Annotated in this window: 21 protein-coding genes and 1 pseudogene; 9 read left to right on the top strand and 13 right to left on the bottom strand. The window is 65.5% G+C overall.

From position 1 onward, the window contains the following. Positions 1–36: 36 nt before the first annotated feature. The 8 genes and pseudogenes from ACVJ5M_RS07325 to coxB form a co-directional block, all read right to left on the bottom strand. A pseudogene (locus tag ACVJ5M_RS07325) lies at positions 37–793 on the bottom strand (SURF1 family protein). Then, the gene (locus ACVJ5M_RS07320; RefSeq protein WP_063980767.1) at positions 790–1,191 is read right to left on the bottom strand and encodes a DUF983 domain-containing protein; all 402 of its coding nucleotides are present in this window, start codon (positions 1,189–1,191) and stop codon (positions 790–792) included. The pseudogene ACVJ5M_RS07325 and the gene ACVJ5M_RS07320 overlap by 4 nt, the downstream one beginning before the upstream one ends. A gap of 200 nt (positions 1,192–1,391) precedes the next feature. After that, entirely contained in the window at positions 1,392–2,288 is an 897-nt protein-coding gene (locus tag ACVJ5M_RS07315) for a cytochrome c oxidase subunit 3 (RefSeq protein WP_231143822.1), read from the bottom strand. A gap of 79 nt (positions 2,289–2,367) precedes the next feature. Further along, on the bottom strand, positions 2,368–3,018 hold the full coding sequence (locus ACVJ5M_RS07310) for a cytochrome c oxidase assembly protein (protein WP_063980766.1): 651 nt from the start codon (positions 3,016–3,018) through the stop codon (positions 2,368–2,370). 5 nt (positions 3,019–3,023) lie between these two features. Next, the gene (locus tag ACVJ5M_RS07305; protein ID WP_014498510.1) at positions 3,024–3,200 is read right to left on the bottom strand and encodes a hypothetical protein; all 177 of its coding nucleotides are present in this window, start codon (positions 3,198–3,200) and stop codon (positions 3,024–3,026) included. Beyond that, a complete protein-coding gene (locus ACVJ5M_RS07300) occupies positions 3,197–4,141 on the bottom strand; it encodes a heme o synthase (protein ID WP_028151627.1) in 945 nt (314 codons plus the stop codon). The genes ACVJ5M_RS07305 and ACVJ5M_RS07300 overlap by 4 nt, the downstream gene beginning before the upstream one ends. A gap of 61 nt (positions 4,142–4,202) precedes the next feature. Then, positions 4,203–5,828: a cytochrome c oxidase subunit I gene (ctaD, locus tag ACVJ5M_RS07295; protein ID WP_063980765.1), complete on the bottom strand. Its 1,626-nt coding sequence runs from the start codon at positions 5,826–5,828 to the stop codon at positions 4,203–4,205. An 87-nt stretch (positions 5,829–5,915) separates the two neighbouring features. Continuing rightward, entirely contained in the window at positions 5,916–6,755 is an 840-nt protein-coding gene (gene coxB / locus ACVJ5M_RS07290) for a cytochrome c oxidase subunit II (protein WP_063980764.1), read from the bottom strand. 447 nt (positions 6,756–7,202) lie between these two features. Here coxB and ACVJ5M_RS07285 point away from each other — a divergent pair, with 447 nt between their 5' ends. From ACVJ5M_RS07285 to ACVJ5M_RS07265, 5 genes are all read left to right on the top strand, one after another. After that, positions 7,203–7,736, top strand: a complete 534-nt coding sequence (locus tag ACVJ5M_RS07285; RefSeq protein WP_063986050.1) for an invasion associated locus B family protein — start codon at positions 7,203–7,205, stop codon at positions 7,734–7,736. Positions 7,737–7,856: 120 nt separating this feature from the next. After that, positions 7,857–9,284, top strand: coding sequence for a metalloprotease TldD (gene tldD / locus ACVJ5M_RS07280; protein WP_063986049.1), 1,428 nt, complete (start codon positions 7,857–7,859; stop codon positions 9,282–9,284). Continuing rightward, entirely contained in the window at positions 9,281–10,057 is a 777-nt protein-coding gene (gene lepB / locus ACVJ5M_RS07275) for a signal peptidase I (RefSeq protein WP_063980763.1), read from the top strand. The genes tldD and lepB overlap by 4 nt, the downstream gene beginning before the upstream one ends. A gap of 23 nt (positions 10,058–10,080) precedes the next feature. Continuing rightward, a complete protein-coding gene (locus ACVJ5M_RS07270; protein WP_231143820.1) occupies positions 10,081–10,422 on the top strand; it encodes an MmcQ/YjbR family DNA-binding protein in 342 nt (113 codons plus the stop codon). A gap of 12 nt (positions 10,423–10,434) precedes the next feature. Then, complete coding sequence (locus tag ACVJ5M_RS07265) at positions 10,435–11,001, top strand: nucleotidyltransferase family protein (protein WP_063986048.1); 567 nt, start codon at positions 10,435–10,437, stop codon at positions 10,999–11,001. On the opposite strand, the gene ACVJ5M_RS07260 is transcribed toward ACVJ5M_RS07265, so the two are convergent. Next, positions 11,002–11,865 (bottom strand): LysR family transcriptional regulator, encoded by an 864-nt coding sequence (locus tag ACVJ5M_RS07260; protein WP_063986047.1) that lies wholly within the window; start codon positions 11,863–11,865, stop codon positions 11,002–11,004. A gap of 98 nt (positions 11,866–11,963) precedes the next feature. Here ACVJ5M_RS07260 and ACVJ5M_RS07255 point away from each other — a divergent pair, with 98 nt between their 5' ends. Beyond that, positions 11,964–12,875, top strand: a complete 912-nt coding sequence (locus tag ACVJ5M_RS07255) for a DMT family transporter (RefSeq protein ID WP_063980761.1) — start codon at positions 11,964–11,966, stop codon at positions 12,873–12,875. Between the two features lie 13 nt (positions 12,876–12,888). Then, on the top strand, positions 12,889–13,662 hold the full coding sequence (locus ACVJ5M_RS07250) for an MBL fold metallo-hydrolase (protein ID WP_063980760.1): 774 nt from the start codon (positions 12,889–12,891) through the stop codon (positions 13,660–13,662). Positions 13,663–13,821: 159 nt separating this feature from the next. Here ACVJ5M_RS07250 and ACVJ5M_RS07245 read toward each other — a convergent pair whose 3' ends face one another. The 3 genes from ACVJ5M_RS07245 to ACVJ5M_RS07235 form a co-directional block, all read right to left on the bottom strand. Continuing rightward, positions 13,822–14,592 carry a TIGR02186 family protein gene (locus ACVJ5M_RS07245; RefSeq protein ID WP_063980759.1) on the bottom strand — a complete coding sequence of 257 codons (771 nt, stop codon included), beginning with the start codon at positions 14,590–14,592 and terminating at the stop codon, positions 13,822–13,824. Then, positions 14,589–15,506, bottom strand: coding sequence for a sulfite exporter TauE/SafE family protein (locus tag ACVJ5M_RS07240; protein WP_063980758.1), 918 nt, complete (start codon positions 15,504–15,506; stop codon positions 14,589–14,591). The genes ACVJ5M_RS07245 and ACVJ5M_RS07240 overlap by 4 nt, the downstream gene beginning before the upstream one ends. A gap of 299 nt (positions 15,507–15,805) precedes the next feature. Beyond that, positions 15,806–19,318: a hypothetical protein gene (locus ACVJ5M_RS07235; protein WP_456679268.1), complete on the bottom strand. Its 3,513-nt coding sequence runs from the start codon at positions 19,316–19,318 to the stop codon at positions 15,806–15,808. A 319-nt stretch (positions 19,319–19,637) separates the two neighbouring features. Between ACVJ5M_RS07235 and ACVJ5M_RS07230 the strand changes: the two genes are divergently transcribed. Continuing rightward, entirely contained in the window at positions 19,638–20,387 is a 750-nt protein-coding gene (locus tag ACVJ5M_RS07230; protein ID WP_354099828.1) for an outer membrane protein, read from the top strand. A gap of 13 nt (positions 20,388–20,400) precedes the next feature. Here ACVJ5M_RS07230 and ACVJ5M_RS07225 read toward each other — a convergent pair whose 3' ends face one another. Continuing rightward, a complete protein-coding gene (locus ACVJ5M_RS07225) occupies positions 20,401–20,991 on the bottom strand; it encodes a PadR family transcriptional regulator (protein ID WP_063980755.1) in 591 nt (196 codons plus the stop codon). A 195-nt stretch (positions 20,992–21,186) separates the two neighbouring features. Between ACVJ5M_RS07225 and ACVJ5M_RS07220 the strand changes: the two genes are divergently transcribed. Continuing rightward, on the top strand, positions 21,187–21,573 hold the full coding sequence (locus ACVJ5M_RS07220; protein ID WP_063980754.1) for a nuclear transport factor 2 family protein: 387 nt from the start codon (positions 21,187–21,189) through the stop codon (positions 21,571–21,573). The last annotated feature ends 30 nt before the right edge of the window (positions 21,574–21,603 follow it).

Genomic DNA, 21,603 nt, shown 5'->3' with positions numbered 1-21,603 from the left:
CGATACCGGGTTCCCTCCAGGAACCTACGAAAAATTTCAGGTCGGGTGCCGCCGTCCCCTCGCCCAGACGCCGAATGCGATCAGCACCGCGCCGGCGAGCGCGAACCAGGTGATGGCGTATTGCAGATGATCGTCCTTCAGATGCACGTCGAGCGGGCCGGGACGCGGAATGCCGTTCTCCGGCACCGGCCGCTCCAGGTCGATGTAGAACGGCGCGACCGTGCCCCAGCCGAGCGCCCGGGACATGGCGAGATGATCGCGGGTGAACCACAGCCGTTTGTCACGCTCAGCGTCAGGCATCAGCACGCTGGCTGTTTCGGGGAAACGGACGTAGCCGGTCAACATCGCCGGCTTGTTGGTAATGAGTCGCGCGACCGCCCGATCCTGCAGGGCGCGGTCCTGTTGGGTGTTCGGCACGAAGCCCGCGTTGACCGCGACCATATCGCCGCCAGGCAGCCGTGCGGGAAGGAAAGCCCCAGGTGCCGGGGCCGGAAATGTCGGAGCGGATGGCGGAGCCGGAACTGTAGACCATCGCATCCAGACGGGACTCGTAGGTCGCCGAAAATGTGACCCGACGGAATTCGTCCCGCTCCGGCGTCAGCGTGCTCCATTGCGACGGCGGCGGCAACGCAACAGGTGCCGCCGCGAGACGCTCGGTCAATGCGGCGATCAACTGATGTTTCGCGACGCGGCGCTGCAATTGCCAGACGCCGAGCGCGACCAAGACGGCGGCCAGGAAAAGCGTGAACAGCGCGAAGCCGGCCACGCGGGGCTTGCGCGCGGTCTCGTTCATTTCGCGCGGTCGACCAGCCGGCCCGGCGCCGCCTTGTGGTGGAATTGCAGCGCGATCAACAGCGACTTCATCGCGCGCAGCGGCAAGAGCGTGGTCGCGAGGATCAGCGGCAGCCACAGCGCGGCATGCAGCCAGTACGGCGGCTGGTATTTGACCTCGACGATCAGCGCGCACGCAACGACGATCCCGCCGGCCAGCATGATGATGAAGATCGCAGGACCGTCGCCGGTGTCGATGAAGGCATAGTCGAGGCCGCAGCGGTCGCAGCTGGGCGCGAGCGTCAGGAAGCCCGCATAGAGCTTGCCCTTGCCGCAGCGCGGGCACTTGCAGGCAAGCCCGCGCAGCGCGCTTTGCAGGACGGTCGTCTCGGGCTCGGATGGGCCGGTGGTATCGTTCATGATCACGGACTCTAGAACATTATCGGTTCTGATTGAATCAGAACCGAAGCTCTAGATTCTTGTTTTGACGCGTTTTCTTCACGCGAACCGGTATCCGCTTCGCTCGAAAACGCTCAATCACAGTTTCCGCCGAAGCTTCCGGCGGCCCAAAAGCGAAAGGGCGGCCCTGCGGCCGCCCCTTCTGATCGGTCCAATGCGGCTCAGTGCGCGCCGTGGGCCATGGTCTCGGCGCCGTGTCCCCACACATAGATGCAGAGGAACAGGAACAGCCAGACCACGTCGACGAAGTGCCAGTACCAGGCGGCGAACTCGAAGCCGAGGTGCTGTGTCGGGGTGAAGTGGCCGGCATAGGCGCGGAACAGGCAGACCAGCAGGAAGATGGTGCCGACCAGCACATGAAAACCGTGGAAGCCGGTCGCCATGAAGAAGGTCGCGCCATAGACATTGCCGCCGAACGAGAACGCCGCGTGGCTGTACTCATAGGCCTGCACGCAGGTGAAGAGCGCGCCGAGCACGACGGTGAGGATCAGGCCGTATTTCAGGCCCTGGCGATCATTCTCGAGCAACGCGTGGTGCGCCCAGGTCACGGTGGTGCCCGACGTCAGCAGGATCAGCGTGTTCAGGAGCGGCAGATGCCAGGGATCGAAGGTCTCGATGCCATGCGGCGGCCAGGTGCCGGGCACGGCGCAGGCGCCAGCCGCGGTGCCGAGACCGCAGCCGAACACGGCGTCGCGTGTGGCGTGGACGGCGTCGGCCGGGAACAGCGCCGCGTTGAAATAGGCCCAGAACCAGGCGACGAAGAACATCACCTCGGAGGCGATGAACAGGATCATGCCGTAGCGGTGATGCAGCTGCACGACGCGGGTGTGATCGCCCTTGTACTGGGCTTCCCTGATCACATCGCCCCACCAGCTCACCATGGTGTAGATCACGCCGACGGTGCCGGCACCGAAGATGATCGGCGCGGCCGAGAACATGTGGTGCATCCAGGTGATCGCGCCGACCGCCATGATGAAGGCCGAGATGGAGCCGACGACCGGCCACGGGGAGGGATCCACCAGGTGGTAGTCGTGATGCTTGGTGTGCGCCGTTGCCATTTGCGGTCTCTCTCCTCAATCCCGTGCCTGTCCGGCACTTATCCCCTTGTGTCCAACCCCCGCGACGTGAGCCCGGCGGTCAGAGATTTCCCTTGCGTTTGTCGTCTTCACCCGACGCCAGCGGCTTCACCACGGGATCGCGCACCGGATAGAACGTGTAGGACAACGTGATCGTGTTCAGCCCGTCGTTCTCATGATCGTCGGCGATCGACGGATCGACGTAGAATACGACCGGCATCTCGCGCTTCTCGCCGGGCGCCATGGTCTGTTCGGTGAAGCAGAAGCAGTTGATCTTCTGGAAGTAGGAGCCGACCGTCAGGGGCGCGACGTTGTAGGCCGCCTGGCCCGCGGTGGTGCGCGCGGCCTGGTTGGTCACGGTGTAAAAGACCGTCACGACCTGGCCGATATTGACCTCGATCTCGCTCTGCTCCGGCTCGAACTTCCAGGGCAGGCCGGGCGCGACGTTGGAATCGAAGCGCACCGCGATCTTCCGTGCGATCGGCCCGGTGGCCGGCGCCGAGGTCGCAACCTGCGTCGTGCCGTTGAAGCCGGTGGCGCGGCAGAACCAGTTGTAGAACGGCACCGCCGCGTAGGAGGCACCGACCATCAGCGCCACCACGCCTCCGCAGATCGAGGCGACCAGCACGTCGCGGCCAAGACCCTTGGAAGGCCCACGCCCCTGCTTGGCCGTCCGGCTCTGATCCCGCGATATGGTGGGCTCTCGATCCATGTTTCCTACATCGGCCGGACGAGTACTGCCGGTCCCTTGACGATGGTGACGGCGAAGAACAGCACCACGAGCACGCCGAGCGCGAGCGCGATCGCGATCGAGCGCTGGCGGCGGCTCTTCTTCTGCGCCTCCGTGAGGACGATTCCATTCATCTCAGGTTTGTCGGCCATTCCAGCGATCATGCGCCCCCTACCATCGGAGCAAGCGCCCGGAACACGACTTCGGCCAGCAGGGTCGCAAACAGTGCGAACAGATAAAGGATGGAGAAGGCGAACAGCTTGCGGGTCGCGCGCAGCGATTGGCTGCGCTCGCGGCGCATATAGACGTTGATCGCGAGCACAAGCATGCCGGCGCCGAGGATCAGCGAGACGATGCCGTAGATGGCGTCGAAATAGCCGAGCGCCCACGGGGCGGCGGCGACCGCGATCAGCACGATGGTGTAGAGCAGGATCTGAAGCCGCGTCGCGTCGGGACCGGCGACGTTGGGCAGCATCGGAATGCCGGCACGCGCATAGTCGTCGGAGCGGAACAGCGCCAGCGCCCAGAAGTGCGGCGGCGTCCAGAAGAAGATGATGGCGAACAGCAGCAGCGGCTCGACGTCGACGGTGCCCGTGACCGCGGCCCACGCCACCACCGGCGGTAGCGCACCAGCGGCGCCTCCGATTACGATGTTCTGTGCGGTCCGGCGCTTCAGGATCATCGTGTAGATCACGACGTAGAAGAAGATGGTGAAGGCGAGCAGCGCGCCGGCGATCCAGTTGACGAGGATGCCGAGCGTCATCACCGAGAAGAAGGCGAGCGTCATGCCGAACGCCATCGCCTCGGGACGGGTGATGCGGCCGCGCGGAATCGGCCGGTTTGCCGTGCGCGACATCTTGGCGTCGATATCGCCCTCGAGCGCCATGTTGAGCGCTCCGGAAGCGCCGGCACCGACTGCGATGCAGAGCAGCGAGGTGATGGCCAGCACCGGGTGGAAATGCCCGGGCGCCATCGCCAGTCCGACCAGCGCGGTGAAGATCACCAGCGACATCACCCGCGGCTTGAGCAGCGCAATGTAGTCGCCCACCTCCGCTTCCGAGATGCGGGGATCGATGTCGATGGCGTTATGGTCGAGGACGGACACTAGTTTTGACTCGCTTCGCTAAAGAGCCGCGGCGCCCGTCACGGGCGCCGCGAGCGTTGGTTTACTGCACGCGGGGCAGCACTTCAAACTGATGGAAGGGCGGCGGCGAAGGCAGCGTCCATTCCAGCGTGGTCGCGCCCGCACCCCACGGATTGTCGCCGGCCGGCACCTTTTTCGCGAAGGCGTCGAACACGCAGTAGAGGAAGATCAGCACGCCGAAGCCGGAGATGTAGGAGCCGACCGAGGAGACCAGGTTCCAGCCGGCGAACGCGTCGGGATAGTCGACGTAGCGGCGCGGCATGCCCGACAGGCCGAGGAAGTGCTGCGGGAAGAACACAAGGTTCACACCGATGAAGGTGACCCAGAAGTGCGCCTTCGCCAGCGTCTCATTGTACATGTAGCCCGACATCTTCGGGAACCAGTAGTACCAGCCGGCAAAGATCCCGAACACCGCACCGAGCGACAGCACGTAATGGAAGTGCGCAACGACGTAGTAGGTCTCCTGGAGCACGCGGTCGACGCCGGCATTCGCCAGCACGACGCCGGTGACACCGCCGACAGTGAACAGGAAGATGAAGCCCACCGCCCAGATCATCGGCGCACGGAACTCGATCGAGCCGCCCCACATCGTGGCGATCCACGAGAAGATCTTCACGCCGGTCGGAACCGCGATGACCATCGTCGCGGCGACGAAATAGGCCTGCGTCGCCGAGGACATGCCGACCGTGTACATGTGGTGCGCCCAGACCACGAAGCCGATGCCGCCGATCGCGACCATGGCGTAGGCCATGCCGAGATAGCCGAACACGGGCTTGCGCGAGAAGGTCGAGACGATCTGGCTGACCATGCCGAAGGCGGGCAGGATCAGGATGTACACCTCGGGGTGACCGAAGAACCAGAACAGATGCTGGAACAGCACGGGGTCGCCGCCGCCGTCGGGCGCGAAGAACGTCGTGCCGAAATTGCGGTCGGTGAGCAGCATGGTGATCGCACCGGCGAGCACCGGCAGCGACAACAGCAGCAGGAACACCGTCACCAGGATCGACCACACGAACAGCGGCATCTTGTGCAGGGTCATGCCCGGCGCGCGCATGTTGAAGATCGTGGTGATGAAGTTGATGGCGCCGAGGATCGACGAGGCGCCCGCCAGATGCAGCGACAGGATCGCGAAGTCGACGGCCGGGCCCGGATGGCCGGAGCTCGACAGCGGCACATACATGGTCCAGCCGGCGCCGACGCCGTTGGCACCCGGCTCGCCCTCGACGAAGGTCGACATCAGCAGCAGCGCGAAGGAGGCCGGCAGCAGCCAGAACGAGATGTTGTTCATGCGCGGGAACGCCATGTCGGGCGCGCCGATCATCAGCGGCACGAACCAGTTGCCGAAGCCGCCGATCATTGCGGGCATGACCATGAAGAAGATCATGATCAGGCCGTGAGAGGTCACGAACACATTATAGGTGTGCGTCTCGTGGAAGATCTGCACGCCCGGATACATCAGCTCGGCACGGATCGCGATCGACATGGCGGCACCGATGACGCCGGCGATGACCGCGAAGATCAGGTACATCGTACCGATGTCCTTGTGGTTGGTCGAATAGACATAGCGCCGCCATCCGGTCGGATGGGCGTGCTCGTCATGTCCGTGGTCTTGCGCGTGATCGCCGTGTGCCGCTGCGCTCGTTGCCATTTTCAAATCCTGCCTTGCGTCCCGTTCGGACCTTCTGCGGTCCCGCCCTTTATGTCGCTTTCTGTCCCTCGAGCCTTCGCCCGGCGCTTACTGCGTCGGGCCGGCCGCCGAGGCGAAAGTGCTGGTGCCGCCGCTCGCATATTTCTTCTTCGCCGTTTCGACCCAGGAGGCGAAGTCCTTGTCCTCCACGACGCGAATCGCGATCGGCATGAAGGCGTGGTCCTTGCCGCAGAGCTCCGAGCACTGGCCGTAGAACATGCCGGTCTTGGTGGCCTTGAACCAGGTCTCGTTCAGCCGCCCCGGAATGGCGTCGATCTTGACGCCGAAAGCCGGCAGCGCAAAGGCGTGGATGACGTCCGCGCCGGTGACCTGGACACGAATCACCTTGTTGACCGGCACCACCATCTCGTTGTCGACGCCGAGCAGGCGGGGCTGCTTGTCCTGGGCCATCAGCGAGTCGAACTCGAACTTGCCGTTATCAGGATAGGCATAGGACCAGTACCACTGCTTGCCGGTGGCCTTGATGGTCAAATCCGCCTTCGGCACGTCGAGCTCGAGGAACAGCAGGCGGAACGACGGCACCGAGATACCGACCAGGATCAGCACCGGAACGAGCGTCCACGCCACCTCGATCAGCGTGTTGTGCGTGGTCCGCGACGGCACCGGATTGGCCTTCGCGTTGAACTTCATGACCACGATCACCAGCAACGCCAGAACGAACAGCGTGATCAGCGTGATCAGCACGAACAGAAAGTTGTGGAACCAGACGATGTTGTCCATCACCGGCGAGGCGGATTGCTGGAGCGTCCATTCCCACGGCGCCGGCTGCCCGAGCTCGGCATATGCCGCACCGCCCGTCGCCAGCGTCAGACCCGCCACGGCCAATCCCAGCAAGTGCCGGCCCACATGGCCCATCGACATCCTCATGCCGTTCGCGCTCCCCTAACGAAATCACCCCAAGTGCATCCCCCTATTTCCGGGAAACGCTTATTCGATCCGCCCGTCTGACAAACCGCCGCGCAAGAATACCTCTAAGAGGAATTGGGGCCAGATCGCTAGAACGCCGAAATCAAGCCTCTCAAACCATAATTCTTGATCTATCGCAATGCAGTCTTGAGCCCCGCCTGTCAGCCATCACCCGCAAGATATTTCCTAGTAACATCAGAGAAAAATACCGTTTCCCGGGATGCCGCGGCTTGACAGCGGCATTGCCCGCGGTAGGCACTGGCAGACAGCCGCGCAGGAACCTGATTCGTGCGGGCGATGGCGGTGTGGGCGGCGCGGAATTTGCTTGCGAATCGCCTTCAAGACGCCGTCATTCCCGTATCAGTCCGCCAGGCGCGAGCGACCCAGGCGAGCAGAGGGACCGACCCGATGGGGTTTTCGAGAAGCATGGCAAGGCAGGCGAGCGGCCTCACGATGCTGGCGGCCCTGCTGGTGGTGATTGTCGTCATGGCGCTGCCGGGCCTCGCCCATGCGCAGGGCGCGGTGCGCTCCGTCCATGGCGACTGGCAGATCCGCTGCGACACCCCGCCCGGCGCCCAGACCGAGCAATGCGCCCTGATCCAGAGCGTGGTGGCCGAAGACCGCTCCAATGCCGGCCTCACCGTGATCGTGCTCAAGACCGCCGACCAGAAGAGCCGGCTGATGCGGGTGGTCGCCCCACTCGGCGTGCTGCTGCCATCCGGCCTCGGGTTGAAGCTCGACAACCAGGACGTCGGCCGCGCCGGCTTCGTCCGCTGTCTGCCCAATGGCTGCGTCGCCGAGGTCGTCATGGACGACAAGCTGCTCGGCCAGCTCCGCACCGCCAAGACCGCGACCTTCATCATCTTCGAGACCCCGGAAGAAGGCATCGGCTTCCCGCTCAGCCTGAACGGGCTCGGCGAGGGCTATGACAAGCTGCCATAAGGCGGCAGGCGCGTCCGCGCGCGGCGAATCCTATCGTTTCGTAATGTGGCACCTGGCACCCTCGCGGAACCGCCGGGAAACCATTATCTTGCCCTACATCTTCCGATAATGGACGGACGCATGACCAATCCAGCCACCACCTCCCTGCTCGACCGCGCCAATCTCGACCGCGATCAGGTCCGCAACGAGGTCGCACGCGGGCTTGCCGGTGCCGACGACGGCGAATTGTTCCTGGAATACAGCCAGACCGAAGCGCTGATGTTCGACAATGGGCGGCTGAAGCAGGCGACCTATGACACCTCGCAGGGCTTTGGCCTGCGCGCCGTCAAGGACGATGCGGTCGGCTATGCCCATTCCTCCGACGTGTCGCTGCCGGCGCTGATTCGCGCCGCCGACGCGGTCGCTGCCGTCCGCGGCGGCTATTCGGGCAGCTTCGCGGCCCCGCCGGCGCATACCAATGTGCGGCTCTACGCCGACGACAATCCGCTGGATGCGCCGGGCTTCGAGACCAAGGTGAAGCTGCTCGCCGAGATCGACGCTTACTTACGCGACAAGGATCCGCGGGTGCGGCAGGTCAGCGTCAGCCTCGGCGCAACCTGGCAGGTCGTCGAGATCCTGCGGCCCGATGGCGAGAGCTATCGCGACATCCGCCCGCTGGTGCGCGTCAACGTCTCCGTCGTCGCCGGTCAGGGCGACCGCCAGGAGAGCGGCAGCAAGGGTTATGGCGGCCGCGCCGGCTATGCCGAATTCATCGAGAGCAAGAACTGGCGCGACGCCGCCGACGGCGCGCTGCGCGAAGCCCTGGTCAATCTGGAATCGATTCCCGCCCCCGCCGGCGAGATGGACGTCGTGCTTGGGGCCGGCTGGCCCGGCGTGATGCTGCATGAGGCGGTCGGCCATGGCCTCGAAGGCGATTTCAACCGCAAGAAGACGTCGGCCTTTGCCGGCCTGATGGGCCAGCAGGTTGCGGCCAAGGGCGTCACCGTGATCGACGACGGCACCATTGCCTCGCGCCGCGGCTCGCTGTCGATCGACGACGAGGGCACGCCGACCAACCGCACCGTGCTGATCGAGGACGGCATTCTGGTCGGCTACATGCAGGACCGCCAGAACGCGCGCCTGATGAACATGAAGCCGACCGGCAACGGCCGCCGCCAGGGCTACGCCCATGTGCCGATGCCGCGCATGACCAACACCTACATGCTCGCGGGCGACCGCGATCCGGCCGAGATCCTCGCCTCCGTGAAGAACGGCGTCTTCGCCGCGAATTTCGGCGGCGGCCAGGTCGACATCACCTCGGGCAAATACGTGTTCCAGTGCACCGAGGCCTACAAGATCGAGAACGGCAAGATTGGCGCGCCGCTGAAGGGCGCCATGCTGATCGGCAACGGGCCGACCGACCTGCATCGCATCCGCATGATCGGCAACGATCTCGCGCTGGATACCGGCATCGGCACCTGCGGCAAGAACGGTCAGGGCGTGCCCGTCGGCGTCGGCCAGCCGTCGCTTCTGATGGAACGTATTACAGTTGGTGGAACGGGCGCATGAGCGTTGAGAAGGTAACTGTCACCGCCAAGCGGAAGAGCAGCGGCTGGGCTGGTCAGCTGATGCAGCTCGCCGGCATCGTCGCCGCCGTGTTCATCGCCAAGGGCGCACTCGCCGAGCCGTTCTATGTACCGTCGGGTTCGATGGAGCCGACGCTCCTGATCGGCGATGCGCTGCTCGCCTCGAAATTCCCCTATGGCTACGGCACCTCGTCGCTGCCGATCCAGATCAACCTGCCCGAAAGCGGCCGCGTCTTCGCGGAGACGCCGAAGCAGGGCGACGTCGTCGTGTTCCGCTGGCCCGGCGATCGCTCGCAGGCCTGGGTCAAGCGCGTCGTGGGTCTGCCCGGAGACCGCATCCAGATGCGGCAGGGCCAGCTCTTCATCAACGACCGTCCCGCCGAGCTGAAGCCGGATGGCGTCGGCGCCGCCGAAGACGACAATGGCGGCAGCGAGCCGGCCTACCGCTACATCGAGACCCTGCCGAACGGCGTGTCGCATCTGATCTTCAAGATGCGCGACAACGGTCCGCTCGACAACACGCCTGAAGTGACGGTGCCGCCCGGCCACCTCTTCGTGCTCGGCGATAACCGCGACAATTCCGCCGACAGCCGCGTGCCCCTGCGCTCCGGCGGCGTCGGTCTGCTGCCGATCGACAATCTGGTCGGACGCGCGGATGCCGTGCTCGGCTCCTGGGATCTCGGCATGCGCGGCCAGCCGGTGTGGACCTGGCTCTCCGGCTTCCGGCTCGCGCGGTTCTTCACCGCCGTGCACTGAGCTGATCCCAAGGTCTTGATCAAATGACCTTCGACGACGTCAGAAAATTTGCACTGACGTGGCCGGAGGTCGAGGACGGCACCTCCTACGGCACGCCCGCGCTGAAAGTGCGCAAGAAGATGCTGGCGCGGCTGAAGGAGGACGGCGACAGCCTCGTCGTGCCCGACGTTCCAATCGACGAGCGCGCCATGCTGGTCGAGAGCCAGCCAAGAATCTTTTATTTCACCGATCACTACGCCGACTATCCGATCGTGCTGATCCGCCTGTCCAAGGCGAAGCGCGCGATCGTCGAGCCGTTCCTGCGGCGGCGCTGGCGCGGCCTCGCCTCGAAGACCGCACGAGCGGCGTACGATGCCGGCGCGTGAATGATGGCCGCGATGGATCGCGACCGCTTCCTCACGCTGGCGCTGAAGAACCCAGTCAATGTTGCAATCATCGGCGAGCTCGCCTCGCTCGCGCTTCCCGATGCGTGGCTGGTGTCGGGGTGCCTGGTGCAGACGGCGTGGAACGTACTCACGGACCGCGCGGTCGATCATGGCATCGCCGATTACGACGTGTTCTATTTCGATCCAGACACCTCATGGGAGGCGGAGGACACCGTGATCCGCACGCTGCATGCGCGGCTCGCGCATCTCGGCGTCAAGATCGAGACCCGCAACCAGGCGCGCGTGCACCTTTGGTATCCCGGCAAGCACGGCCTGCCCTATCCGCCTCTCACCTGCTCGACCGACGGCATCGACCGTTTCCTCACCCAGAACACGCAAGTCGGTGTGAGGCACGGAGGCGACGGCTACGAGGTCTACGCGCCGCGCGGCTTCGACGACATAGCCGGATTGATCGCGCGGCCCAATCCGGGCCCGAACTTCTCTGCGGCGAGTTACGCGGTGAAGGCCGCGCGATGGAAGGCGTTGTGGCCGGAGCTCACGGTGATTGCCGCGGCGTGATCACGCCGCCTTGGCCTGTACATTGTCGCAGAACTCCGCGAGCCGATCCGCCAGCCGCAGCGTTGCGGGGCTGGCACCGGGCGAGGCCATCAGCGCCACTTCGGTCCGGTTGATCGGCTCAAAGCCGTCCTTGGCGGTCAGCACGCGGTGGTCGGACTGGATCGACATCTCCGACAGGATGCTTAAGCCCATGCCGGCTGCGACCGCAGCCTGGATGCCCGCGAGACTCGATGACGAATAGGACATGTGCCAGGCGCGGCCCGCGCTTTCCAGCGCGTGGATGGCGCCGGCGCGATAGAGACAGCCGAGCGGAAATCCGATCAGCGGCACGGACGAGGCGTTGACGTCGACCGGATGGCTCTTGCTCGTGACCCAGTGCACCCGCTCCGGCCACACCGCGATAGCGCCTTTCGCGCCGGCCTCACGCTTGAACAAGGCGAGGTCGAGCTCGCCGCGTTCGAGGTCGCGGGACAGGTTCTTGCTCTGGTCGGCGCGCACGTCCATTCGCAGACCCGGATGTGAGCGCGAGAAGGCGCCGAGCAGTTTTGCCAGCCGGTACGCCGCAAAATCCTCGGGGATGCCGAGCCGGATCGCGCCCTCGCTGTCGGGCTCGCGCAGCACGTCGCGCGCCTCCTCGGCGAGCGTGAGCAGCCGTCGCGCGTAGGACAGCAGCCGTTCGCCGGCCTCAGTGGGGCGCACGTCCTTGCCGTCACGGTGCAAGAGCACCTGGCCGACGTCCTCCTCCAGCCGCTTGATCTGCTGGCTGACGGTCGATTGCGTGCGGTGGACGCGCTCGCCGGCGCGGGTGAAGCCGCCGGCCTCGACCACCGAGACGAAGCTGCGCAGGAGCTCCAGGTCGAGCATGGCCGCCTCCATTCGAAAATCCACTGATTGGAAGTTAATCATTTAATTTCCAAATGACAAGCCGTCTCCCTAGATCGAGGGCTCAGGAGAATGCCCTCATGTCGCTCGCCACCTCGCTTCCCGCAGCCCCCAGCCGGTTCAACACGCTGCCGCTCGCCATCGGACTGTTTTGCCTGCTCTGGAGCTATGCCTTCGTCGCCGGCAAGATCGGCGTCACCCATTGCCCGCCGCTGATCCTGCTCGCCGCGCGCTTCTCGCTTGCCGGCATTTTGATCCTCGGTGCGACGCTGATCCGCGGTGATGGCTGGTCATTGTCCTGGCGCGATGCCGCGATCTTTGCCGTGCTCGGCATCGCCAACAACGCACTCTATCTCGGGCTCGGCTACACCGGCCTGCAATCGGTCTCCGCCGGCCTCGGCGGCCTGATCGTCTCGGCCAATCCAGTATTCACGGCGGCGCTCGCTGCGTTGCTGCTTGGCGAAGGCATGACTTGGCGCAAGGCGGGCGGTCTCCTGCTCGGCATCACCGGCGTCACCCTGATCGTCTGGCATCGCCTGTCGGTCGGCACAGACTCCCTGCACGGCATCGTCTTCACCCTGGCCTCGCTCGCCTCCATCGTCGCCGGCACGATTCTGTTCAAGCTGCTCGCGCCGAAGGGAAGCCTGTGGATCGGCAACGGCGTGCAGAACCTCGCCGCCGGCATCGTGCTGACGCCGGTCGCGTTCACCTTCGCCGACGTCCACGCAATTGATTTCACCCCGGGCCTGGTCGGCGCCTTCGCGTTCCTCGTGCTCGGCGGCTCGATCCTCGCCTACTGGCTCTGGTTTCATCTCCTGAAAGTGTGTGGCGCAACGGCTGCGAGCGCCTATCATTTCCTGATGCCGCCGCTCGGCATGCTGTTCGCCTACATCGTGCTCGGTGAGCATGTCGAGGCCCGCGACCTGCTCGGCATCATCCCGGTCGCGCTCGGAATTTACCTGGTGACGCGCCCCGCAAAGCCCGTTGCGTAAGAGGAGCTTTCTGATGCCCATTTCCATCACCCTGATCGGCGGCCCTACCGCGCTGATCGAGATCGACGGCTTCCGCCTGCTCACTGACCCGACCTTCGATGCGCCCGGCGCCTACCAGCTGCCGCATGTGACGCTGGAAAAGACGATCGGCCCCGCACTGAAGGCCGACGCGATCGGCCCGATCGATGCCGTCCTGCTCAGCCACGACCAGCACTCGGACAATCTCGACAATTCCGGCCGCGCGTTTCTCAAACACGCAAAGCGCGTGCTGACCACCGAGGCCGGCGCAAAACGCCTGGGCGGCCATGTCGAGGGCCTCGCGCCCTGGGCGACCTCGCATCTGAAGGACCGTGACGGCAACACCCTGACGATCACCGCGACGCCGGCGCGCCACGGCCCGGCCGGCATCGAGCCGCTGTCGGGCGACGTCATCGGCTTCGTGGTGTCCTCGAGCCGGACGGACACGAGCGACGTCTACATCAGCGGCGACACCACCTGGTTCGACGGCGTCGCCGAGGTCGCGCGCCGCTTCAAATGCGGCGTGGTGCTGCCGTTCGCGGGCGCGGCGCAAACGCGTGGGCCGTTCCATCTCACCATGGACACCAACGACACCATCGAGACGGCGCGCGCCTTTCCGGATGCGATGATCGTGCCATTGCATACCGAGGGCTGGGCGCATTTCCGCCAGGACGGCGAGGATCTGCGCAAGACCTTTGATGTGCTCGGCTTCGGGACCCGGTTGCGATTGCTGGAGCCGGGCCTGCCGACGGTGGTTGAGGCGCCGTGAGGCTCAGCTGTCATGCCCCGGCTTGACCGGGGCATCCAGTACGCCGCGGCGGTCGTTGCGAGAGCGAGCTATTCGACGAAGGCCTCTGGAATACTGGATCGCCCGGTCGAGCCGGGCGATGACGGGAGGAGAGAGTGGTGCTCCTCGCAATGACGGACGCTAATCCTTCCGAAACACGATCGACGCCATCCACCCCGTCATCAGCGCCATCGCGGCCGTCGCGAGGCCGTAGATCAGGCCGTGCTGCCGCGCGCTGGTCGCGACGAACTGCTCGAAGCCGACCTTGACGATCTCGAACGCGGTCTCGGTCTTGGTGACCAACGCGCCGTTCGCGAACAGCTTGATTTCCACCTCATAGGTGCCGATCGGCACCTCCTCCGGCAGTGGAATGCCGGTACGAAACAGCGTCGGTGTCAGGAACGTCACCGCGCTCGGGTCCTCGCGATAGAGACCTTTCTGGGTTCGCAGGCGGATGAAGGCCGAGCGGAACGCATCGTTCGGCACCACGTCGGCATAGTCGCCGCTGACCCGTTGGGTCAGCAGCACGTTGTTGAGCCCGATCTGCTGCCGCCGCGCGATCTCGGGCGAGGTGATGACATCGAAGGGGCGGTTGGCGAACAGCGCGAGATAGCTCGGCACCGCCAGGAACTGCCGGTAGTCGGTGTTGATCCAGATGCCGAAGGTACGCTCCTTGCGCCGCGTGACCATGTCGGCGCGCGGGCCCATCACGGTGACGACGAGATCGTAGCTCTTTCGATCCGCGGGCGTGGAGGCGTCCTTCTCGACCGAGCCGAACAGCACCAGTTCCTCGCCGGAATAGTTCGGCGTCACCGTGACGCGATGGTTGGAGACCGACACGATCAGTCGCTCGGCACGCGCGGCTGAGCCCAGCAGCAGGACGAGAAGGACTGCGAGAGCTGCGCGCATCATCCGCTCACTCCCAATTCACGGATGGTGAAGAGATCCTCGGGCCGGATCACCAGCTCGATGGCGAAGCGGACGCCGACCGAAAGGATCAGCAGGCCCAGCAACAGCCGCAGCTGCTCGCCGCGGATCTTCTGGCCGGCGCGGGCGCCGAACTGCGCGCCGGTGACGCCGCCGACCATCAGGATCAGCGCCAGCACCGCGTCGACGAGGTGATTGGTCACCGCGTGCAGCAAGGTCGCGAACAGCATCGTGACCAGCGTCAGGACCATCGAGGTCCCGATCACGGTCGAAGTCGGCACCCGCAGCAGATAGATCATGATCGGCACCAGGATGAAGCCGCCGCCGATGCCCATGATGGCGCCGATGAAGCCGATCACGATGCCGACGATCACGACAGGAATAACCGAGAGGTAGATCTTCGAGCGCTTGAACCGCATTTTCAGCGGCAGGCCGTGGATCCAGCTGTGCGTGCGCCGTGGCGGCACCGCGCCGCGACGGGTCCGCATCAGGGCGCGCAGGCCCTCGGAGAACATCAGGCTGCCGACCGTGGTGAGCAGCACCACGTAGGACAACGCGATCATCAGATCGAGCTGGCCGAGCGCACGAAGCTGCGTGAAGGACCACACCCCGAGCGCCGTGCCGGTGACACCGCCGCATAACAACACGCTCGCGAGCGCCGGGTCGATCGCGCGCCGCCGCCAGTAGGACAACGCACCGGAAAAGGAGGACGCCGCGATGTGGCTCGCAACGGAGGCGACCGCGACCGCCGGAGTGATCCCGATGAAGATCAGAAGCGGCGTCATCAGGAAGCCGCCGCCGATCCCGAACATGCCGGAGACGAAGCCAACCGCCGCACCCATCGCCAGCACCAGGAAGATGTTGACCGGCAGATCGGCGATCGGGAGATAGAGCTGCATCGAAGGACCACACTCCGGCGAAATGGATCGATTGCGCGGGAATGCTCGCCGGACGGTCGGAACGATTGCCGCGCCCTTCAATAGCGGAATTCGTTGTCGGGCGGGACCATGAATTTAGGGCGTGGTGAACGTGGCGCGCGAGCTGTCTCCCCTCACCCTGAGGAGCCTGCGCAGCAGGCGTCTCGAAGGGCGAGGCCCGGATCGGTGGTGGGGGCCTGCATGGTTCTCGCGGCGATGCGAAGCATCGTCCGCTACGCGCGCCAGGGCGCGCTCCTCACCATGAGGAGTGAGAGTGCGCTTTAGTGCGCCGCCGAGGCCGAGCGCTTGGTCGCGACCGGCTTCGGCGCGGGCTTTGCGTTTGCCTGCGGCGCGCTGTCCCAGCCGCCGTTCGGGGCAGGAACATTGACGGCATCGTCAGGCTGCGGCTCGGCGCTGAAAGTCTGGATCGCGAGCTTGGCGGCGGCGAGCGACTGCGGATCGAGCCGCTTGGCGACGTCGTCGCGCTTGCCGGACGCATCCGCGTCACCCTGGGCGGCTGCGAGAGTGAACCATTTGTAGGATTCGGCGAGGTTCTGCTCCACGCCGATACCGCGGGCATAGAGGATGCCGAGGTTGAACTGGCTGTCGGCGACGCCGCGATCGGCGGCCTTGCGGAACCACTGCGCCGCGCTCTTGTAATTGGCGCCGCGTCCGCCGCCATCGGCGTCGAGCACCGCGAGATTGTGCATCGCCTTGGCGTTCCCGCGCTCGGCGGCCTGCGTGTAGTAGCGGCGGGCGATGTCGGCGTCCTTCTTCACCCCGAGGCCCTTCTCATAGAGCGTGCCGAGGCGGAAGGTCGCGGGCACCACGCCGGCCTGCGCCGCGCGGTCGTACCATTTGGCGGCTTCATCGTAATTCGCAGCGACGCCCTTGCCCTCGGCAAAGCGCACGCCGATCTCGTAGGCCGCGGTCGCATCGCCCTTCATCGCGGCGGTGCGCAGCACCGGACCGCCGATGCCGTCAGGGAGCTTCTCGCTCGGCGGCACCTGGATCATACCGAGCCTCGCGCGGCTCGCGCCCGACAGCGCGCCGGTGACGTCGTTGCTCGCCGCAGGCGGTGGTGGCGTCGCGGGGACCGGCGGGATTTCGACCGAAGCCGAGCTGCCCGACCCTGCCACGGGAGCGGGCGCGGGATTATTCAGCGACTGCTTCCCGATCGGCGTCGGCGAGGTCATCGACGGCGTGACCTGCTCGGGCGTGGCAGGCCTGGTCTCGACCGGCGGCGGCGGAGCCTGCGGCGCGGGCGCGCTCGACGAATTCTCCATCGCCTGCGGTGACGGCGGCGGGCTGCCGCCATCGAGCAGATTCATCGCCATCTTGAAGGTGCCGAGCACGATCACGACCACGCTGGCGCCGACCAGCAGCGAGCGGATCTTCGAGGTGATGGTCGAGCCGCCTTCCTGGCCCGTGTCCTTGGCGCGGCCTGCGATGGCCGCCTTGGCAGCTGCCTTTGCACTTGCCTTGGCACCGCGGGCCGGCTTTTCCGGCTGCGCGGCGGCGGCCTGCGCGGCGCGGCGTGCGGCCGCGATAAAGCTCGACGACGACACCGGCTCTTTCGGCGCGGCGGGGATTTCGCTGATCGCGCTTTCGGACGCGGCAATGCGCTCCGAGGGCGTGGCGACGCGGCCGCCCGGCCGTGTGCCCGGCTCGAGCGGATGGTCCGGCGGCAATTCCGGTGCGAGCGCGGCGCGCGCGGGCGCCGTGTGCGGCTCGAGGATCTCGCTGATCGCACGCGGCGGAACGGGCGGTGCGGTTGGCACCGGCGGCGGCGCGGCCGGTGCGGCGGCATGGAATTCGCGCGGCGCGGCGACGAAGGCGCCCTGTGGCGGCTGTTGCGCGGCGGCCGGGTTCTGCAGCTCTGGCTTCGGATCGTATTTCGGCTGCTGCTGTGGCTGCTGCCACGGCTCGCGCGCGACAGGCGGGGGCTCCATGGGCGCGGCCATTGGCATCGACATGGACGTCGAACTGGGCATCGGCTGCGGTGCGGGTGCCGGCGGCGCCGTGCGCACCGCGCGCAGATCACCCTCGATCATCGAGAGGCGATCGACGACATGGCCGAGCGCGCTGTGCACGGCCTCGAGCGAATCCTGGGTGCTGCGGTTGGTCTCGGCCTGGCTGAAGCGGATGTCGGAGAGCTCGCGCTTGACCAGATCGACCATGCCGGGATCGGCAGACGGCGCCGAATTGCGGCTTTCGGCGAGGGCGGAATAGGTCGCCTGCTGCCGCTCCAGATGCCGCAGGATGTCGTGCAGCCCGTCCTCGACGCGGCTTAGATTGCCGTTGCGCGGATCGGAGGCGGCCTCGATCCGCTCCAGCAGATACGAGACCCGCTGTTCGAGATGCGCAAAGGTCGACGCGGAATCGTTGCCGACCTGCATGCGGTCGAAACGGTCCGACAGCGCGCGGATCGCGGCTTCGAGATGCTCGCTGCTCTCGGTGGGCTGCGGCCGCTCGCGCGTTTCCAGCGCGGCGGTGAGGGCCGCGATGCGCTGCTCCAGTACCGCAAAGCTGTCGCTGGGGCCGGACGAGCGGGTGACCTGGTCGACCTTGGAGGACAGCAGCTGCACGTCATCAGAAAGACGCGCCAGGGCTTCGTTGGAGGCGACGTTGGAGACGATGCCGCGCAGCGCCGAGATCGCGCCTTCGAGCTGGCGCACCGTCGACGGGTCGTCATTGGCGCGCAGGATCAGATCGAGCTTGGCGCCGAGGTTGCGGATCGCCTCGTCATAGCCGGTGAGCTGCTCGGCCGGCGTCAGCGTGCGCAGCACCTGCTTGATCTCGGACAACGCGTGCTCGATGCCCGACAGGACCTGGCCGTCCGTCCCGGACGAGCGGGTCTCGTCGATGCGACGGTGCAGCGAGCGGATCTCATTCTCGATAGATTCGATCGCGCGGCGCGGCATCGCCTCGGTGATGGCGTGGCGGATCTCGGCAAGCTCGCTGCGGAAAGCGTTGATCGCCTGCTCGGTGTTGTCAGGGCGCTGAAGCGACTCGATCTGGCTCGTGATCTTGAGCAGATGGCGCTCGAGCGACGAAAAATCCGGCCCCGGCTGCGGGGGCGGCGGCGCATAGGCAGGCGCGGGCGGCGCCATCGGGGGCGCGAAAGGAGCTGCCGTCGGTGCAATCGAGGGCGCGGCGCGTGGCGGCATCTGCCGCGGCGTAAAGCCGTCGAGCTCGCTCTGCCGTGCCGTGATCTTGGCGACGGCAACGTCGAACGACGCGGGGCTCAAGGGAGGTGAATTGCGATAGACCTGTGCGGCCGCGCGCTCGACCATATCGGCCTGGCGCTGGCGCGTCTCGACGGGTGCCGGAGCCGGTGCCGGCCGCTGAGGCTGCTGCGGCTTTGAGATTTGCGACAGCCGCGCATCGAGCCGCGAGATCGCGTCGTTGAGCTGGCGCGCGACGCCCTGCTCGCGCGAGACGTCTGGTCGCGACGCGTCCTGTCGTGAAGCATCTTGGCGCGGCGCGGGCTTTGAAATCCGTTCGATCTGCTGGGTGATCGCGTCGAGCCGCTGGTGGATATCGGCGACGTCGCGGCTCTCCTGGCTCGGCATCTGTTGCGGGCGCTGATCCTGGCGCTGCTCTTGACGCTGGTCTTGACGTTGTTCTTGGCGTTGATCGTAAGGTCCGCGAAAATTCGGCGGGGCCGTCTCGCCGAGCGTGGAGTTCAGCCAATCGTTGAGTGACATGCCGGCACGACGCGCAGCAGCTTCGGCCCGCTCCCTGACGGATGGATCGATGCCGTCAACACTCCACGATACGCGCGAATTCATGACTCTGTCCGGTTCCGACTCCGGCGCCCCACCCGGCGCCTCCAGCCTCCCCACGCGTGCCGGTTGTGAAGACAATCGGATTTGGCGCGGGTCGTCTGCCTCGAAAACCGACTTTTTCCTGTTACGGTAAATAACGGGTTAAGGAACGCGTTGCCGGTGTCTTAAAGTTGGGCGCCGGGAACCCGATTGCCGCCGCTGGCCCCGCCCCAAAGCTGCGTCCCGACAAAGATTTCGCCACGCGCCCGGTCCGCACGTCTCAATGGATAGAGAGCGGCCCGATCCACGGGCGGGTTCTTGCCTGACTGGATTGTTGGCTGACATGAAAAGGTTGCTCGTGGCCGCGATGGCGGCCGGACTGGCATCGCATGCTGTTGCCGCCGATGCCCCGGCGGCAGCGCCTGCGGTGAAGGCACCGGCGCCCGCGGGATACAATTGGACCAGCTGCTATGTCGGCATCCAGGGCGGCGGCAACTGGGGCAAGAGCGAGCATGTCCGGCGCGCCGGCGACGACTCCGGGCCAACGATCACAGGGACTTTCAATCTCAGCGGTGCTGCCGTCGCGGGCGGCGTCTTCGGCTGCGATTTCCAGATCGAAAAGACCGTGCTCGGCTTCGAGAACGACGCGTCATGGACCAACCAGCACGGCAAGGTGCAGGATCTGCCGCCCTTCAACGTCGGGGTGACGAGCGGCACGCGGGAAAAATGGATCGATATGTTCCGCGGCCGTGTCGGTTACGCGCTCGATCAGTTTCTGATCTATGGCACGGCCGGTATCGCCTTCGCCGGTACCGAGGTCACCGTGTCCAACCAAGTGGTGCAGGTCACCAGCTCCCATACCCACACCGGCCTGGCGGCCGGGCTCGGTGGTGAATGGGCGGCCTATGTCGATACCTGGGGCGCCGTGACCCTCAAGCTCGAATATGTGCACGTCGATTTTGGCAGCAAACGATATATCGATCCGCCGATCAGCGCCGCCGTCACGCGCGACGTCAGGCTGACGGACGACATCGTCCGCGCCGGCGTCAATGTCCGGTTCAACTGGGATAGGCCTGTTGTCACGAAGTACTAAGGGCGCTGAAGAGCTAGCCTTTCCCCTCGCGCTTGCCGTCCTCCAGCGGCACGACCGCGCCCTTGCCGCTCATCGCCGATAGCGCCTGGAGCGCCTCTTCGCAGAAATCGGCCACCATCTGCTCGTGGCGGGCACCGAGCTGAAGCAGCAGCAGATTGCCGAGGTCGAGCACGCCCGACGCCGAGCCCTCGGGAAATCGCTTCTTGAGGATCCGCTCGTAATTCTCGTGCCGGTCGCGGTGGTGCTCCAGCCGGGCCATCAGATCGGTGCGCATGGGCTCGATGTCGATGCTGTCGAGCGCGTGCAGCCGCACCAGCAGGTCGTCCTTGATCGAGGGCGGTGTGCTCGGCCGCGCGGCCCAGTGCCGCAGCGCTGTTCGGCCCTCGGGAGTCAGCGTATAAATCAGTTTGTTGGGCTTGCCCGATTGCACGACCTCGCGGCCCTGGATGTAGCCGCGGTCGCGCAGCTTCGAGAGCTCGCGGTAGATTTGCTGGTGGTCGGCTTTCCAGAAGAAGCCGATCGAGGAATCGAATGTCTTGGCGAGCTCGTAGCCCGTCATCGGACGTTCCGTCAGGCATGCGAGGATTGCGTCGCCGAGCGCCATGGCACCAGCTCCATTTCGAGGTCCCGACCAATTGACTTGACTTTATGCGCATCGGTGCATATGCGTCAATGTGCATATGAGGCGGGCTTCAGACCCGCCCTTATCGGCCATCGCGCTACTGTGCATGGGGTTGTTTTCGCGTTTTTGCCAAGGCCTTTGATCAAGAAGGCCTTTGACTAAGGGAGGCACCTGAGAATGACCGGCCTCGATTCCTGGTACGCCTTTATGAAGTCCCACGACCGCGCCGCGCTCTGGGACCTGCTCCATCCTGACGCCGTGTTCGAAAGCCCCGTGGTGCATTCGCCGCAGCGTGGACGCGACATCACCTTCAAATATCTCGCCAGTGCCGAGAAGGTGCTCGGCGGTCCCGGCTTCACCTATGTCGGCGAGTGGAAAAGCGCCAATGGCGCGGTGCTCGAATTCAAGAATGTCATCGACGGCATCGAGATCAACGGTGTCGACATCATCACCTTCGATGCCGAGGGACGCATCACCAATTTCAAGGTGATGGTGCGTCCGCTCAAGGCGATCAACATGCTGCACCGCCTGATGGCGGAGCAGTTGGCCGCCGCTCAATCATAAGTCAACATCATCACTTCAGACCGCCTGCCG

Source organism: Bradyrhizobium sp. S3.7.6, from assembly GCF_054061875.1.
The sequence above is the reverse complement of the archived record's forward strand: the minus strand, read 5'-3'. Positions and strand labels throughout refer to the sequence as shown.